This is a genomic window from Streptomyces sp. CA-250714, assembly GCF_050936705.1.
GTDB lineage: Bacteria > Actinomycetota > Actinomycetes > Streptomycetales > Streptomycetaceae > Streptomyces.
Genome location: NZ_JBNJMI010000001.1, coordinates 1,308,089 through 1,323,297, shown reverse-complemented (window position 1 = coordinate 1,323,297; position 15,209 = coordinate 1,308,089). Strand labels below are relative to the sequence as shown.

The following is a 15,209-nucleotide window of genomic DNA, read 5'->3' as shown; positions in this document are numbered from 1 at the left end:
CATGCAGCAGCCATACTGCCCGTGCGATTCTGCGAATTGCAGAACGGCCCTTGCCATCTGTGAAAGATGCTGCGCATAGTGAAGAGCGTGACCCAGCTCATGAGGCTCCGGCACTGGAGCCGCACAGCGTCGCTCGAGTCACCGGAGGGCCCGTCGGCAGCGGCCCCCCGGGTGTTCGCGTGCGCCGGCCGTCTCGGGCCCTGTGCGGAGCATTTCCCGGCAGCCGTCCACTCCCCTCACAGGTAGACGGAAGGCGTTCATCCGTGGCCTCCTCGTATCCCCCTGCGCAGCTCTCCTTGCCCGCACCGTCGGCCGCTCCGGCCGTCGAATCGCGTCAGGAGGGGTTCGAGCTCCCCGCTCACACCTCGTCGGTCGCCCGGGCCCGCGCCCGGCTCCGCAGCCGGTTGCAGCACTGGGGCTTTCCCGAGGAACTCGGCCACACCGCACAGCTGGTGATCTCCGAGTTCGTCACCAACGCCGTACTGCACACGGACACCATCCGCATCAGGTGCCGCATCCACCTCGACGGCGAACGGCTGCGGATAGAGGTCACCGACGAGGGGACGCAGAGCTGCGCGCCGCAGGCCCGCAGCGCGACCTCGGACGAGGTGAACGGCCGCGGTCTCCAGCTCGTCGGCGCCCTCGCCCAGCGCTGGGGTGTCTCGGCGCACGGTGCCGGCTGTGGCCGTGTCGTCTGGGCCGAACTCGGCGCGACCAGCGTGCTGTGACCGTCAGGTCCGGCTGATCACTCGCTGTCACCGCCGAGCCTGTTTCGCAGGCGCGAGCCAGTTTCGCAGGGGTGTTCGGAGCTCCCAGGAGGCTGTTCACTGGGCTCGGCTGGCGCCGCGCCGCAACCCTCCCGGGTCCTCCCGTTCTGTACCCCGTGCCGCGTCAATTTCCGTTGTGCAAAAGCCACTTGACGTTGGTCCGGACCCGATCGCCGTGGCATGCTTCCGGCTTGGGCAGGCGATCGCGCGGGTCGGCGTGCGGTGCGCCGGTTGAACACAGTGGGGCACACATGCGGGAAGAGACGACCGGTAACGGGGCGCACGGGGTGGACATCACGGTCCCGAGCGTGGCCCGGATGTACGACCACTACCTGGGCGGCAAGGACAACTACGCCGTCGACCGCGAGGCCGTCGCGGCGCTGGACGAGAAGGTGCCGCGTACCCGGGCCCTCGCCCGGAACAACCGCCGGTTCCTCCAGCGGGTCGTGCGCATCCTGGCCGAGGACTACGGCATCCGCCAGTTCCTCGACCACGGCTCCGGCCTGCCCACCCAGGACAACGTCCACCAGGTCGCACAGCGCGCTGACCCGGAATCCCGCGTCGTCTACGTCGACAACGACCCCATCGTGCTCGCCCACGGCCGGGCGCTGCTGGAGGAGAACGCCAACACGGCGGTGATTCAGGCCGATATGCGCGACACCGAAACGATCTTCGGCAGCCCCGAGGTGGGCCGGCTGCTCGATCTCTCCCAGCCCGTCGCGCTGCTCTTCATCTCGGTGATGCACTGCATCCCCGACGACTCCGACCCGGCCGCCGTCGTACGCCGCGCCGTGGAGCGGGTGCCCTCGGGCAGCTTCGTGGTCCTCAACCAGCTGGTGAGCCACGACAAGGAGACCCGCGACTTCGTCACCGATTTCATGAACACCAGCACCAACGGCAACTGGGGCCGGGTGCGCGAACCCCAGGACGTGGAGCCGTACTTCGAGGGGCTCGAACTGCTGGAACCGGGCCTGGTCGAGCTCAACGACTGGCGCCCCGACTCCGATCTGTGCGCGCGCCAGCTGGAGGACGAGACCTGGTTCGAGTTCGGCGGCGTAGGACGGAAGCCGTAGTCGACGGGCCGGCGGTTCCCATCCTTTCGGATGAACTTCTCCGCCGGTCCCTACGACCCGGAAGTCGTCCGATGCGCGTACGTGCCCTGGGTGCTCAGTACTCGGTCAGCAACTTCTCCAGGAACGCGGCTGTCCTGGCGGGAGGTTCGGCCATGGCGCACAGCCGGTCCATGACCACCAGATAGCCCTCGACCTCCTCGCGCTTCTCCAAGTAGAGGGAGGAGGTCAGCTGTTCGAGGTAGACGATGTCGGGGAGATCGGGCTCCAGGAAGCGCAGGATGGTGACCGGGCCGCCCGCCGCGGCGAGCCCGCCCATGCTGAACGGGGCGATCTGCAAGGTGATGTTGGGCTGCTCGGTGGCTTCGATGAGCCGCTCCAGCTGAGCGCGCATCACCTGCGGCGAACCCAGCGGGCGACGCAGGGCCGCCTCGTCCATCACGGCCCACAGCCGCGGTGAGTGCGGCTTGTCGAGGATCCCCTGGCGCTCCATGCGCAGTTCGATACGGCGCTCGCTGCGCCGGCTGTCGTCCCGGGGATGGCCGAGCCGGATGACCTCGCGCGCGTAGTCACGGGTCTGGAGGAGGCCGGGCACGAACTGCACCTCGTACGTGCGGATCATGGCGGCGGCCTCTTCCAGGCCGAGCAGCCGGTCGAACCACGGCGACATCACGTCGTTGTACTTCTGCCACCAGCCCGGTGAGCCCGCCTGCCGGGCAAGCTCCAGATACTCCTCGCGCTCCTGCTGGTCCCACACCTCGTACAGCGTCAACAGATCGGCGACGTCGCGCTCCTTGCAGCCGACGCGGCCCAGCTCCAGGCGGCTGATCTTGGCGTGGGAGCCGCGGATCGCCTCTCCCGCCGCCTCGCGGGTGATGCCCCGCTCCTCGCGCAGCCGACGCAGTTGGGTGCCCAGGACGATGCGCAGGATCGTGGGTCCACCCCTGGGGTAGTCCAGGATGCGTCCGGGCGACGCCTCGCGTCGCGGCTGTGCTCCCATCGGGCCCCGCCTTGCTTCCCTGAGTGACTGTACGGATGCTCAGTGTCCCATTCGGCCGATCGAGCGTACAGCCATACCGGTTACACGGCCGGATTTCGCGGGCTGGTGCCGGGGACCTGAACCAGCACAGGTGAACCGCCGCCACACGTCCGTGTCGTGTGGCGGCGGTGCCCGGTGCTGCTTTGTTGTGAACTACGGCGTTGAGTTGAGAACTACGGCTGAGCTGAGGTCAACCGCCGTGGGGGCGGTCAGCTCTGAGCGTCCAGCAGGTCGTCGAAGTCGCCGTCCTTGGCGCCCTGGACGAAGGCCGCGATCTCGGCGGGCGTGTAGACCAGGGCAGGACCCGACGGGAAGCGGGAGTTGCGGACGGCGACTCCCTGTCCCGGAAGAGTGGCGACCTCGACACAGTTGCCGTTCGGGTTGCTGCGGCGGCTCTTGCGCCAGACAGCACCTTCGATCTTCGTGGCCTCGATGCCGTTCTCGATCTGCATGTACGTCTCTCCCTACGTCACTTTGCGTCCCCCGTGAGCGGTTGCGACGTCTGGAAGCGTCTCACAGCCGAGCGTGATTGCAGATGTACTTGCAGATGTACTTGCAGAAGTAAGTGCACAGCCGCGACAATGCCCGTCGTACTCCACCCGCGGCCCTCAGAGCCGCTCAACTGCACCAGTGGACAATGGAGTTCGCGATCTTCCGTCCGTCTACAGGAGTCCCAGTGACTACACCAGGCGCCCAATTCCCCGCCTCTGCGGACCTGGCGGACGATGGCCTCAGTTGCGACCACCCGCTCACCCGGCTGCTTCTCCTGCTGGAGATCGCCGATCAGCCCGACTGGCTCCGTGACCTCGCGGCGCCCGCCCGTCCCCCCGCCCGTGCCGCGTCAGTCACGCATGGCTTCGGGTAGCCCGGCCGCGTGCAGGATCTCCAACCGTGACACCGCGCGGGTGAGCGCGACGTAGAGGCGCTGGAGTCCGCGCGGCCCGCTGTTCGCTATCTCGGCGGGTTCCACCAGTACCACGTGGTCGTACTCCAGGCCCTTGGCCAGCTCGGCGCTCACCACGGTGACCCGCGCCAACTCCCCACCGCCCCCCGGTGTTCCGGCCGCGATCCCGGCGGCCTCCAGCGCCCCGCGCACCTGAGCGACCCGCTCACCGGCCGCGATCACCCCGACCGAGCCCTCCCGGCCGAGGGCCGCGGCGACCCGCTCCGGTACGGCCCCCCTCAGCCCGGCGGCCGTCGGCACCCGCACCGTCTCCAGTTCCCCGCCCGTACGCAGCGACCGCGCGGGCGGTACCCGCACCCCGAGCGAGCCCAGCAACCGGTTGGCCACCGCCAGCAGTTCGGACGGTACCCGGAAGCCGGTGGTCAGCGGGGTGACGGCCGCGTCAGGTGCGCCGAGGTGTGCCAGTTGCTCCGGCCAGTCGCGGGCCGCCCAGGGCGTGGTGCCCTGGGCCAGGTCGCCCAGCACGGTCAGCGAGCCGAAGCGGCTGCGGCGGGCGAGGACGCGGCACTGCATGGGGGAGAGGTCCTGCGCCTCGTCCACCACCACATGCCGGTAGCTCTCCTCGGGGTGGGCGATCAGCCCGGCCACCTCGTCAAGCAGCAGCACATCCGCCTCCGACCAGCGTGCCGTACGCGGCGACCTGGGGCGCCGCCCCTGCCACAGCAGCACGTGCTGTTCGTCCTCGTCCAGCAACCCGTCGGCCGCCCGGGCCAACACACCCGCGTCGCCCAGCAGTTCGGCGACGGCCTCCTCCGGTTTCGTCCGCGGCCAGACGGCGTCGAGAAACCCGGTGAGCTCCTTCTTCCTGCCCATCCGGCGCAGCCATTCGCCGCCGGGCGGACCGGCGCGGCGCTCGGCCTGGTCGCGCAGCAGCGCCACAGTACGCGCCCGTACCCGCTCCCTGCCCACCTCGTACGGCGGCTGCTGCGCCAGGGTCTCCTCGACGACGGCGCGCAGGTCCTCCTCGTCGAGCCGCCAGCGGTACGAGCCTTCCGGCACCGCCACCGGCCCGTCCGGCAGCCGCACGCGCGCGTAGAGAGCACGCCGCAGCACGGTCGCCATTGCCGCGCTGTGCTTCAGCTCCACCGCCTCCGGGCTGTCCTGCTCCCGTACCGGGTGGTCCGGCAGCAGATCCCGCACCGTGCACTGGCGCACGCCCACCTCGCCCAGGGCGGGCAGTACGGCGGAGATGTAGCCGAGGAACGCCTGGTTGGGGCCGACGACGAGCATGCCGCCGCGCTCGATCCGGCGCGGGTGGGTGTAGAGCAGATACGCGGCGCGGTGCAGTCCGACGGCGGTCTTTCCGGTGCCGGGTGCGCCCTGGACGCAGAGGGAGCTGTCGGGGCCCGAGCGCACCAGATCGTCCTGTTCGGGCTGGATGGTGGCGACGATGTCGCGCATCGGCCCGACCCGCGGGCGTTCGATCTCGCCGGCGACGATGCTGGAGGCGAGCGCCGATCCGGCTGTCGCCGGCCCGTCCTGTGCCGCGCTTACCAGATTTTCGTCCTCCAGCCCTGTCAGGTCCTCGGCCGTTCCTGTGCCGCCGGGTGCCCAGCCGAACCGGCGCCGGGAGCGGACGCCTTGCGGGTCCGCCGCGGTCGCCTGGTAGAAGGCCCGCGCGACCGGGGCGCGCCAGTCCAGCACCAGCGGCGGCGCCGATGGGTGTTCGCTGACGCGGCGGCGGCCGATGTAGTAGCGCTGTCCGCGGTGTTCGCCGGCTTCCTCGCCACCGGGGCCGTCGTCGCCGAAGTCGAGCCGGCCGAAGAACGGCGGCCCGTCCGGCTCCTCCCGCAACTCCTTGGTGTAGCTGCGCAGATAGCGGCCCAGCGCCTCCGCACTGGCCCCGTCACCCGCCACTCCCTCGCCGGCCGACTCGCCGGAGTGCTGTCCGGTCAGTACCCCGGCGCCCTCCAGTACCCGGTGCTGTGCTGCGACGTTCGTACGGTCCAGCGTGGCGCGGCAGCGGTCGGTGTAGGCGCGCTCCGCGGCCAGTTCCGCCTGGAGGGCTTCCCCCTCGGCGGTCTCTTCCCCCGGCATGGTGCGGTGCTCCCTTCTTCCCTTGCGGGCGGTGCTTCTTCCCTTGCGGGCGGTGATCGGTTGTGGTCAGGCGAACGGCGCCAGTCCGGTGCGCAGCAGTGCGAAGGCGTGCCGGGCGTCGCGGCGGGCGTCATCGAGCACGCTGTCGGCGCTCGCGCCCTGTGCGATGCGCTGCCAGTTGGCTGTCGCCAGCACCCGCTGGGACGTCACGATCTGGCCGGCTGCCAGTCGTGCCGTCAGCGTGGGGGGCACGCTGCCTGCCGGGGCGGCCTTCTCCAGTTCGGCGGCCAGCGCCTCCTCGGAGCGCGCGGTGTAGGAATGCAGCCGGGCGACCAGGCTCGGGGTGCCGTACAGCAGCCGGTGGAAGGCGAGCACCTCGGGTGCGTCGCAGAGCCCGGTGACCGGGTCGTGGGCTTCCAGCCGGGCCAGGAAGTGGTCCTCCAGCGCGGCGAGGGGCCGCACCCCCTCGCCGCGTCCGGCGACCACCCGGGCGGCCTCGTCCTCGTGGTCGGCGAAGCGGTAGAGGGCCATGTCCTCCTTGGCGGGGAAGTAGCGGAAGAGGGTGGGTTTGGAGACCTCGGCGGCCTCGGCGATCTCGGAGACGGAGACGGCGTCGAAGCCCTTGTCCAGGAAGAGCGTCACGGCCGCGTCGGAGATCGCCTTGTAGGTGCGTTGCCGCTTGCGTTCGCGCAGCCCTGCGGGGTGTTCGGCCATGCGACGACCGTACCAGAGAAAATGTGACTCGGTTAAATTCGTTCCTCGGTTGCCGCGCGATTCATCCCTTTTGCGGGCCACGGGTGCTGCTGTTGTAGTGGAGCGGAGCGAACCCCGCCAGGGCACAGGTCCGCGGCAGCGGAGGCATACACATGACCACGTCGCCCTTCGGCTCCACCGGTGGCGCCGACCCGTTCTCCGACCTGCTCGACAGGTTCGTCCGGTCAGCCGTTCTCGGCGCCTCGTCGCTCTCCGCACCGCCCACGGCGTGGCGAGCGCCCGTCGGACGGCTGCTCACCGACTCCGCGCACGAGTTGCTCGTACGGGCCGCGTCCCGCGCCCAGCAGGACGGCAGCGCGGATCTGGACACCGAGTACCTGCTGTGGGCCGCAACCCGGACCCACCCCTCCCGCGCACTGCTGGACCGGGCCGGAATCGACCCGGACCGGCTCGCGGAGGCCGTGACAGCGGCGCTCCCCGGCGAGAGCCGCACCCCCTCCGCCGACCCGGGCCTCACCCCGGCGGCCAAGCGCGCACTGCTCCACGCACGCGGGTACTCCCGGGCGGCCGGGCTCTCCCACACCGGCCCCGAGCACATCCTGCGCGCCCTGCTGGACGACCCGGACTCGGGCGCCGGGCGACTGCTGGAGAGCCGCCGGAAACAGGGCGCCGATCTCGGCCGGCTGACCCGGGATGCCGAGGCCGCGGGCCGCAGGGAGGAGCCTGCGGGGCCGTTCCGTATCCGGCGCGGGACCCCCACGCTCGACGCGTACGGCCGGGATCTGACCGAGGAGGCCCGCGCTGGCGGACTCGACGTGGTCGTAGGGCGCGCCGACGAGGTGGAGCAGGCTCTGGAGATCCTCGCCCGGCGCACCAGGAACAACCCGGTACTCCTGGGGGAGCCCGGCGTCGGCAAGAGCGCGGTGGTCGAGGGCATCGCGCAGCGCGTCGCCGCGGACGATGTCCCCGCCGGCCTCACCGGCGTACGGGTCGTGGCGCTCGATCTGCCCGGGCTCGTCGCCGGATCCGGGAGCCGGGCCGAGTTCGAGGAGCGGCTGAGAACGGTCGTCGACGAGGTCGGGGCGGAGTCCGCTTCGGTCGTCCTGTTCATCGACGAACTGCACACCGTCGTCGGTGCCGGCTCCGGCAGAGCGGGAGCCATGGACGCCGGCAACATCCTCGAACCGGCCCTGGAGCGCGGCGAACTGCACATCATCGGCGCGACGACACTGCACGAGTACCGCCGGAACGTGGAGCAGCACGCGGCGCTGGAACGGCGCTTCGAGCCGGTACTGGTCTCCGAGCCCAGCGTGGAGGAGACCGTGCAGATCCTCGAAGGGCTACGGGACTCCTACGAGGCGCACCACCAGGTGCGCTTCACCCGCGAGGCACTGCGGGCCGCCGCCGAACTGTCCGACCGCCACCTCACCGACCGGTTCCTGCCCGACAAGGCCGTCGACCTGGTCGACACCGCCGGAGCGGAGGTGCGGCTGCGTTCGCTGGGCCGTTCCGCTGAGGTCATCAGCAGGGAGGACAGGCTCGCCAAGCTCCGTCGCGAGCAGGGCGAGGCGGTCGCCGACGAGGATGCCGTCCGGGCCGCCGGGATCGAGCGGCGGATCGCCGGGGTCGAGGCCGAACTGGCGGGGGTCGAGGAGCGTCGCGAGGGCGTGCTGACCGTCGAGGTCGACGACATCGCCGACGCCCTCTCCCGGCGCACCGGTCTCCCCGCCTCCCGGCTGACCGGGAGCGAGCAGGAACGGCTGCTCGCGCTGGAGGACACACTGCGCTCCCGCGTCGTCGGACAGGACGAGGCCGTCATCGCCATTGCGCAGGCCCTGCGTCGCAACCGCTCCGGCACGGTCTACCCGGACCGGCCCGCCGGATCCTTCCTCTTCCTCGGCCCCACCGGGGCCGGCTCGGCCGAACTGGCCGAGACACTGGCCGAGTTGCTGTTCGGCGACGCGGAACGGCTGATCCGTATCGACATGAGCGAATTGACGCAACAGCACACTCGTGCGCGGCTCACCGCGCGGGTGCGCCGACAGCCCTACAGCCTCGTACTGTTCGACGGGGTGGAGCAGGCACCCCGCGAGGTCATCGACACGATCTTCCAAGTGCTGGCCGACGGGCGGCTCACCGACGTACAGGGCCGCACCGCCGACTTCCGCAACACGCTTGTCGTCATGACGAGCACCATCGGCTCCCAGCTGATCGAAGCGCACGAGGGCGACGTGGCGGAGATCCGGGACGAGCTACGGCAGCAGCTGAACGCCCACTTCCCGGCCGAATTCCTCGACTGTGTAGACGACATGGTCGTCTTCCACCCGCTGCCCGAGCAGGATCTGGGACAGATCGCTCAACTGCTGCTGGACGCCAGCGTGCGCCGGCTGCGGGCCCAGGAGATCACCCTGGAGGTCACCGAACCCGCCGAACGGCTGCTGCTCGCCCACGGCTACCAGCCCGAGTCCGGTTCCCGCGCACTGCGCAGCACCATCAGAACCGAACTCGACAGCCGCCTCACCTCTTTCCTGCTCGCCGGTGACGTGGCGCCGGGCGACAAGCTCGTCGCCGAGGTCGCGGACGACGCCCTCCAGTTGCGCGTCGAGAGAGGCGGCGGCCGGTCCGCCGCGACAGTTGGAAGGCCGCCGTAGCGCTCCGGCGTCGCCGGGCCGTCCGGCACGGGCGAGTTGGGCACCGCGAGGCCGCACTGCGGGCCCGTACCGTCGGCCCGTACCGCCGACCCGTACCGCCGGTCCGCTCGCGAGGAAGAGCCGGGGAGCGAAGCTTCTACCGCGTCCGTCCGGTGTGCCCCACACTGGCGGGGTACCCGCGCATCGACGTGAGGACGCGAGGAGAGGACGGACATGTCGGAGAGCAACGAGAGCCCCGCGGGAGCGCCCGCGCCCGCCCCCGGAGCAGGCCGTGTGGTGGTCGGCGTCGACGGTTCCCCGCACTCTCTCCGCGCACTGGACCGGGCAGCCGACGAGGCGAACCGACGCGGTGCCGAGTTGGAGGTGCTGTGCGGCTCGGTTCCGCCCCGGCGCAGCGCCGTCCCGGAGACGGACGCCGACCGTGAGCGGATGCGCGAGGCCACCCGGGAGGTCGCGACGAAGGCGGCGGAGCGGGCCCGGGAGCGGGTACCCGGGCTGACGGTGATCCCGACCGGAGCGAGCGAACCGGCTGCGGACGCGCTGGTACGCGCGAGCCGTACCGCGGAGCTGACCGTCGTGGGCACCCGCGGTCACGGTGGCTTCCGCGGGCTGCTGCTCGGTTCGATCAGCCTGCGCCTGGCCGCACACGCCGCGGGGCCGCTGATGGTCGTACGCGGCGGTGTACCCGAGTCCGGCGCCGCTCCCGGTGAGACGGTCGTGGGACTGAAGCGGGCCGGGGAGCTGGAGCCGGTCGACTTCGCCTTCCGGTCGGCGCAGCTCACCGGCTCGACGGTGTGGGTGGTGCACGCCTGGTCCCACCCGATGCTGCCCGGTGTGACGAAGCGGCTGCCGACGAAGGAGCCCGCTGAGGAGACCAGGAGCGCCGAGCGGTTCCTGGAGGAGACGATCGAGCCGTTCCGCGACCGCTACCCGGATGTGCGGGTGGGCGCCGAGGCACACCAGGGTCCGCCGGCCGAGCAGCTGATCAGGCTGAGTGAGGGCGCGGATCTGGTCGTGCTGGGCGCCCGGCGTGACCACCGGCGCCTCGCCCTCCAGGTGAGCCCCGTCGTGAACGCCGTCCTCCAGCACGCCGAGTGCTCGGTGGTGCTGGTGCCCGTGCCCTGATCCCGCCCGGGCCCGGGCTCCGTTCCGGACTCGGGGGGCTTCCTTACGGCCCCCGCCGGGCTTCCCCTTACGGACCCCGCGGACTCCCTTGCGGGCCCCGGCGGACCCGCTTCCGGCCCCCTTGGAGGATCACCCGACTTCGAGGGGGCCGATCGTGTGACTCTGTACGATAGAGGGCGTCTTGCAACGCGCGTAGAGTCCCCCGCAGTCTCCCAGCCTCCGGTCGGGGGACACCCAGGTCACGACCCTGCAATGACGCACGTCGCACCAGAGAACCACCCACGGAGCCCCACCCATGGCAGTCTCCCCCGGCGTTGCCAACGCCGACGGCGCCGCCCCGGCGCCCTCCTCCGCCCCCACGTCCCCCTCCGCCATCGAGGCGACCGCCGCGCTCGACGAGACCGTCGAGAGCCGCGGCATCGAGCCCGTCCCCGATCATGAGCGGCGCGGCCGGGTCCGCGAGCTGTTCCCCACCTGGGTGGCGGCCAACATCAGCGTGCTGCTGCTCACCATGGGCGCCGGGCTCGTCGTCTTCAACGGCCTCAACTTCTGGCAGGTGCTGCTCGCGGCCGCCGTCGCCGGTGGGGTCTCCTTCGGCCTGGTCGGGCTGCTCTCCGTCTCCGGCAAATGGGGCGGCGCGCCCGGCGCCATGCTCTCCCGGGCCACCTTCGGCGTACGGGGCAACTACTTCCCCGGCATGATCCTGTGGGTCGCCCGCTTCGGCTGGGAGACGATCAACGCGGTCACCGGCACCTACGCCGTTCTCACGGTGCTCCGGCTGCTGTTCGGTATTCAGAGCAACACCCCGCTCATCGTGGTCACGCTGCTGCTGTTCGTAGGTGTGACGTTCCTGGTCAGCGGGATGGGCCGAAAGGTTCTCAACTTCTGCAACACCTGGTCGACCTACTTCTTCGGCCTCTTCACGGTCCTCGTGCTGGGCTACCTGGTCACCACCATGGACTGGGCTGAGGTCTTCTCCCGGCCCGCGGGCAGCACCGCCATGCTCATCGCGGGCATCGGCACCATCGCGGCGGGAGGCATCAGCTGGATCCCGACTGGGCCCGACTTCGCCCGTTATCTGCCGCACAGCGCCTCCGGCGGCAAGATCTTCGGCACCACCCTCTCCGGCGCGCTGCTGGTGCTGGTGCCGATGGTGCTGATGGGCGGCGTGATGTCGGTGAAGAACCCGGCACTCGCCAAGACCGACGACCCCGTCTCCTTCCTCGGCGAAGCGCTGCCGATGTGGCTGGCCGTGCCATACCTGGTCATCGCGGTGGTCGGCATGCTGCTGATCAACAGCCTCTCGATGTACTCGGCGGGCTTCACCGCGCAGACGATGGGTGTCAAGCTGCCGCGTGCCTGGGCCGTCAGCGTCAACGCGGTCATCAGCCTGGTCGGCGGACTGCTGCTGATGCTGGTCGCCAAGAGCTTCTACGGCTCGTTCATCTCCTTCCTCTCGCTGCTCGCGGTCTCCTTCTCCGCCTGGGTCGGCGTCTACGGGATCGACATGCTGCGGCGCCGCAACCGTGCCGTCCGCTACGACCCCGAGGGGCTGGTCGACACCTCCCGCAGCAGCCGCTACTGGTACGTCGGCGGCTACTGCTGGCAGGCCATGACCGCCTGGGGCATCGCGCTGCTGCTCGGCCTCTGCTTCACCAAGTGCGACTGGTTCACCGGCCCCCTCGTCTCCACCTGGATCGGCGAGAACGGGCTGGGCTGGGCGGCGACGGCGCTGCTGGCCGCGCTGCTCTACGCGGTGCTGCCGGTGCCCCGCGAGGGTGGGGCCGGCGCGCCCGTCCCCGCATCCGGCGAGGCTGCGGTGACGGCGCGGGCCCAGGAGGGCTGAGCGGGCCGGAAAGGCACCCGGGCACCGGGCTCGCGGGGACGGAGAGCCCCCGCGAGCCCGGTGCCGTATGCGTGAATGGACCTCGGCAGACCGGATACCACGGCTGACGGACGACGCCCGGAGCCCCGAAGAGAGCCGAGGTCGCACAGTGAGCAGCGCACACGTCCCCGCCGTCCTGCTGAACAGCGGTACGGAGATGCCGCAGCTCGGGTTCGGCGTGTACCAGGTGCCGGACGACGAGGCGGCGGCCACCGTCTCCGCCGCGCTGGAGGCCGGATACCGCAGTGTCGACACCGCGGCCCTCTACGGCAACGAGGGCGGCACGGGAAAGGCGCTGCGCGAGTCCGGTGTGCCCCGCGAGGAGCTGTTCGTCACCACCAAGCTCTGGAACAGCGACCAGGGGCACGACACCGCGCTGCGTGCCTTCGACGACTCACTGGAGCGGCTCGGTCTCGACTACGTCGACCTGTACCTCATCCACTGGCCGGCGCCGGGCCGGGAGCTGTACGTACAGACCTGGCGTGCGCTGGCCGAGCTCCACGACAGCGGGCGCGCCCGGGCCATCGGGGTCTCCAACTTCGAGCCGGAGCACCTCCAGCGGCTCCTGGACGAGACCGGTGTCGTGCCCGCCGTCAACCAGGTCGAGCTGCACCCCCGGCACCAGCAGCCGGAGCTGCGGAGCTACGACGCGGAGCACGGCATCGTCACCGAGGCGTGGTCCCCGCTCGGCCGCGGCAACGGCGTACTGGACGACCCCGTCGTCCGCAAGGCCGCCGCCAAGCACGGCAAGACACCGGCACAGGTGGTGCTGCGCTGGCACATCCAGCTCGGCAATGTCGTCATCCCCAAGTCCGTCACCCCGTCCCGGATCAAGGAGAACATCGACGTGTTCGACTTCGAGCTGGACGGCGAGGATCTGCGGGAGATCCAGCGCCTGGAGACCGGCACCCGCGTCGGCCCCGACCCGCGCACTCTCGTCTGACGCCATGGGAGCCGACAGCAGGGCCCGGGACGGTGCGTGCGTCTTCTGCCGGATCGTCCAGGGTGAGGCACCCGCCTACCGCGTCCACGAGGACAGCGCCGTCGTGGCCTTTCTCGACCAGCGGCCCCTCTTCCCCGGCCACACCCTCGTCGTGCCCCGCGAGCACGTGGAGACACTGACCGACCTGCCCGAGGAGTCCGTGAGCCCGTACTTCACCGCCGTACGCCGCGTCACCGGCGCGGTCGAGCGGGCGATGGAGGCGGACGGCTCGTTCGTCGCCGGCAACAACCGGGTCAGCCAGTCGGTGCCGCACCTGCACATGCATGTGGTGCCGCGCAGACGCAAGGACGGGTTGCGCGGATTCTTCTGGCCGCGCGGTCGGTACCCGGACGAGTCGGAGGCCCGCCGCGTGGCCGCGCGTATCCGCGCGGAGCTGTGACGCGCGTCCGTGCGGAGCCGTGCCGAGTCACGGGAGCAGCGCGGTGACCGCCTCCACCGTGTCGGCCTCCTCCGGGCGTTTGTCGTCCCGGTACCGCACCACGCGGGCGAACCGCAGGGTGACGCCCTCCGGGTAGCGGGTGGAGCGCTGCACACCGTCGAAGGCGATCTCCACCACCAGCTCGGGCGCCACCAGCACGCCCCAGGGTTTCTCCTCGACGGCCAGCTGACCCAGCCGCTCGGTCTGCCAGGCCAGCAGTGCGTCGGTCAGCCCCTTGAAGGTCTTGCCGAGCATCGCGAAGGTGCCGTCCGCGCGCCGCGCCCCCAGATGCAGGTTCGACAGCTTGCCCGCGCGCCGCCCGTGCCCCCACTCCGCGCCGAGCACCACCAGGTCCAGGGTGTGCACCGGCTTGACCTTGAGCCACGAGGCCCCGCGCCGGCCTGCGGAGTAGCCCGAGTCGAGCGCCTTGACCACCACACCTTCGTGCCCGCGTGCCAGCACCTCGTCCGCGAACTCCCGTACGGTGGCGCGCGCTTCCGCGTCACCTGGATCGGTCACCGGCACCCGGCGCACCCGCAGCTCCTCCGGCAGCACCCGGGCGAGTGCCGCGTGCCGCTCGACCGACGGCCGGTCGAGCAAGTCCTCGCCGTCCAGGAAGAGCACGTCGAAGAAGACCGGATGCAGCGGCAGCTCGCTGCTGGCCCCCGCGACGTCCAGCCGGGAGGCCACACGGCCCGAGACCTCCTGGAACGGGCGTGGCCAGCCGTCCTCTTTCAGGGCTATCACCTCGCCGTCGAGCACCACCTGTGTGGCGTCGGCCCGGCGGGCGACCCGCGCCGCTTCCGGCAGCCGGTCGGTGATCTCGTCCAACGTCCGGGTGTAGACGTGCACCTCATCGCCGTCCTTGTGCACCTGCACCCGGATACCGTCCAGTTTCTCCTCCACCGCGCACGGCCCCAGCTTGTCGAGCGCTTCGTCCACGTCCTTGGCGGTGTGCGCCAGCATCGGCAGCACCGGCCTGCCCACCTCCAGCCGGAACCGCGCCAGCGCGTCCGGCCCCTCGGCCAGCAGCGCCTGCGCCACGGTGCCGAGCGAGCCGCCGAGCATCACCGCGCGCCGTACCTCGCCCGCGTCGGCCGCCACAGCCGCGGCGAGCCCCTCCACGGCGAAGGCGTCCAGCGCCCCCTGTCGCAGCTCACCCCCGATCAGCCGTACGAGAAAGAGCTGTTCCTCCGCGGTGGCCGCCGCCATCAACGCGTCCAGCTGCCTCTTGCGCTCCGCCAGCGCACCCTTGCCGCTCACCTCCGCGATCCGGGAGAACGCGGCGTCCACCTCCGCGATGGTCAGTGCGGGCTCGGCGGCGGGCGGCGGCAGCTCGCGCAGGCTGCGCCAGCCCACCCCCGTACGGCGCTGCGGGAGGCGTCCGGCGAGATAGGTGACGACCACGGGCACCACGGACGGCTCGGCCCGCCGGAACAGCTCCGCGAGCAGCGCCACCTTCTCGTTGCGGCCCGCGGCCTGCGCGATCTGAGCGGACGTCCGTGCGATGTCTGCCAGCAGCATGGCCTCATGGTC

The 15,209-nt window shown here is 71.2% G+C and carries 12 protein-coding genes; 7 read left to right on the top strand and 5 right to left on the bottom strand.

Translation table 11 applies throughout. The features are described 5' to 3' along the window. Positions 1-263: 263 nt before the first annotated feature. Positions 264-728, top strand: a complete 465-nt coding sequence (locus ACQEU8_RS06005) for an ATP-binding protein (protein WP_433097573.1) — start codon at positions 264-266, stop codon at positions 726-728. 290 nt (positions 729-1,018) lie between these two features. Then, complete coding sequence (locus ACQEU8_RS06000) at positions 1,019-1,840, top strand: SAM-dependent methyltransferase (RefSeq protein WP_433097571.1); 822 nt, start codon at positions 1,019-1,021, stop codon at positions 1,838-1,840. A 94-nt stretch (positions 1,841-1,934) separates the two neighbouring features. Here ACQEU8_RS06000 and ACQEU8_RS05995 read toward each other — a convergent pair whose 3' ends face one another. The 4 genes from ACQEU8_RS05995 to ACQEU8_RS05980 all read right to left on the bottom strand — a co-directional run bounded on the left by ACQEU8_RS05995 (position 1,935) and on the right by ACQEU8_RS05980 (position 6,591). Beyond that, a complete protein-coding gene (locus ACQEU8_RS05995; protein WP_433097569.1) occupies positions 1,935-2,837 on the bottom strand; it encodes a helix-turn-helix domain-containing protein in 903 nt (300 codons plus the stop codon). 248 nt (positions 2,838-3,085) lie between these two features. Beyond that, complete coding sequence (locus ACQEU8_RS05990; protein ID WP_433097567.1) at positions 3,086-3,328, bottom strand: DUF397 domain-containing protein; 243 nt, start codon at positions 3,326-3,328, stop codon at positions 3,086-3,088. A gap of 389 nt (positions 3,329-3,717) precedes the next feature. Continuing rightward, on the bottom strand, positions 3,718-5,877 hold the full coding sequence (locus ACQEU8_RS05985; protein ID WP_433097565.1) for a HelD family protein: 2,160 nt from the start codon (positions 5,875-5,877) through the stop codon (positions 3,718-3,720). 66 nt (positions 5,878-5,943) lie between these two features. Continuing rightward, on the bottom strand, positions 5,944-6,591 hold the full coding sequence (locus tag ACQEU8_RS05980) for a TetR/AcrR family transcriptional regulator (protein ID WP_433097563.1): 648 nt from the start codon (positions 6,589-6,591) through the stop codon (positions 5,944-5,946). 152 nt (positions 6,592-6,743) lie between these two features. On the opposite strand from ACQEU8_RS05980, the gene ACQEU8_RS05975 reads away from it, so the two are divergent. The 5 genes from ACQEU8_RS05975 (at position 6,744) to ACQEU8_RS05955 (ending at position 13,634) form a co-directional block, all read left to right on the top strand. Then, a complete protein-coding gene (locus ACQEU8_RS05975) occupies positions 6,744-9,242 on the top strand; it encodes an ATP-dependent Clp protease ATP-binding subunit (RefSeq protein WP_433097561.1) in 2,499 nt (832 codons plus the stop codon). 213 nt (positions 9,243-9,455) lie between these two features. Continuing rightward, positions 9,456-10,367, top strand: a complete 912-nt coding sequence (locus ACQEU8_RS05970; protein ID WP_433097559.1) for a universal stress protein — start codon at positions 9,456-9,458, stop codon at positions 10,365-10,367. A gap of 295 nt (positions 10,368-10,662) precedes the next feature. Beyond that, positions 10,663-12,213 carry a purine-cytosine permease family protein gene (locus tag ACQEU8_RS05965; protein ID WP_433097557.1) on the top strand — a complete coding sequence of 517 codons (1,551 nt, stop codon included), beginning with the start codon at positions 10,663-10,665 and terminating at the stop codon, positions 12,211-12,213. Between the two features lie 196 nt (positions 12,214-12,409). Next, complete coding sequence (locus ACQEU8_RS05960; RefSeq protein ID WP_433102175.1) at positions 12,410-13,195, top strand: aldo/keto reductase; 786 nt, start codon at positions 12,410-12,412, stop codon at positions 13,193-13,195. Positions 13,196-13,199: 4 nt separating this feature from the next. Beyond that, the gene (locus ACQEU8_RS05955; RefSeq protein ID WP_433097555.1) at positions 13,200-13,634 is read left to right on the top strand and encodes an HIT family protein; all 435 of its coding nucleotides are present in this window, start codon (positions 13,200-13,202) and stop codon (positions 13,632-13,634) included. 27 nt (positions 13,635-13,661) lie between these two features. On the opposite strand, the gene ACQEU8_RS05950 is transcribed toward ACQEU8_RS05955, so the two are convergent. Continuing rightward, positions 13,662-15,197, bottom strand: a complete 1,536-nt coding sequence (locus ACQEU8_RS05950; RefSeq protein WP_433097553.1) for an ATP-dependent DNA ligase — start codon at positions 15,195-15,197, stop codon at positions 13,662-13,664. Positions 15,198-15,209: the final 12 nt, after the last annotated feature.

What these genes read in the sequence shown, in the direction of transcription:
- ACQEU8_RS05960 (WP_433102175.1), top strand. Translation starts at nt 12,410, where the DNA reads ATGCCGCAGCTCGGGTTCGGCGTGTACCAGGTGCCGGACGACGAGGCG.
- ACQEU8_RS05970 (WP_433097559.1), top strand. Translation starts at nt 9,456, where the DNA reads ATGTCGGAGAGCAACGAGAGCCCCGCGGGAGCGCCCGCGCCCGCCCCC.
- ACQEU8_RS05980 (WP_433097563.1), bottom strand. Translation starts at nt 6,591, where the DNA reads ATGGCCGAACACCCCGCAGGGCTGCGCGAACGCAAGCGGCAACGCACC.
- ACQEU8_RS06000 (WP_433097571.1), top strand. Translation starts at nt 1,019, where the DNA reads ATGCGGGAAGAGACGACCGGTAACGGGGCGCACGGGGTGGACATCACG.
- ACQEU8_RS05990 (WP_433097567.1), bottom strand. Translation starts at nt 3,328, where the DNA reads ATGCAGATCGAGAACGGCATCGAGGCCACGAAGATCGAAGGTGCTGTC.
- ACQEU8_RS05975 (WP_433097561.1), top strand. Translation starts at nt 6,744, where the DNA reads ATGACCACGTCGCCCTTCGGCTCCACCGGTGGCGCCGACCCGTTCTCC.
- ACQEU8_RS05985 (WP_433097565.1), bottom strand. Translation starts at nt 5,877, where the DNA reads ATGCCGGGGGAAGAGACCGCCGAGGGGGAAGCCCTCCAGGCGGAACTG.
- ACQEU8_RS05995 (WP_433097569.1), bottom strand. Translation starts at nt 2,837, where the DNA reads ATGGGAGCACAGCCGCGACGCGAGGCGTCGCCCGGACGCATCCTGGAC.
- ACQEU8_RS05950 (WP_433097553.1), bottom strand. Translation starts at nt 15,197, where the DNA reads ATGCTGCTGGCAGACATCGCACGGACGTCCGCTCAGATCGCGCAGGCC.
- ACQEU8_RS05955 (WP_433097555.1), top strand. Translation starts at nt 13,200, where the DNA reads ATGGGAGCCGACAGCAGGGCCCGGGACGGTGCGTGCGTCTTCTGCCGG.
- ACQEU8_RS05965 (WP_433097557.1), top strand. Translation starts at nt 10,663, where the DNA reads ATGGCAGTCTCCCCCGGCGTTGCCAACGCCGACGGCGCCGCCCCGGCG.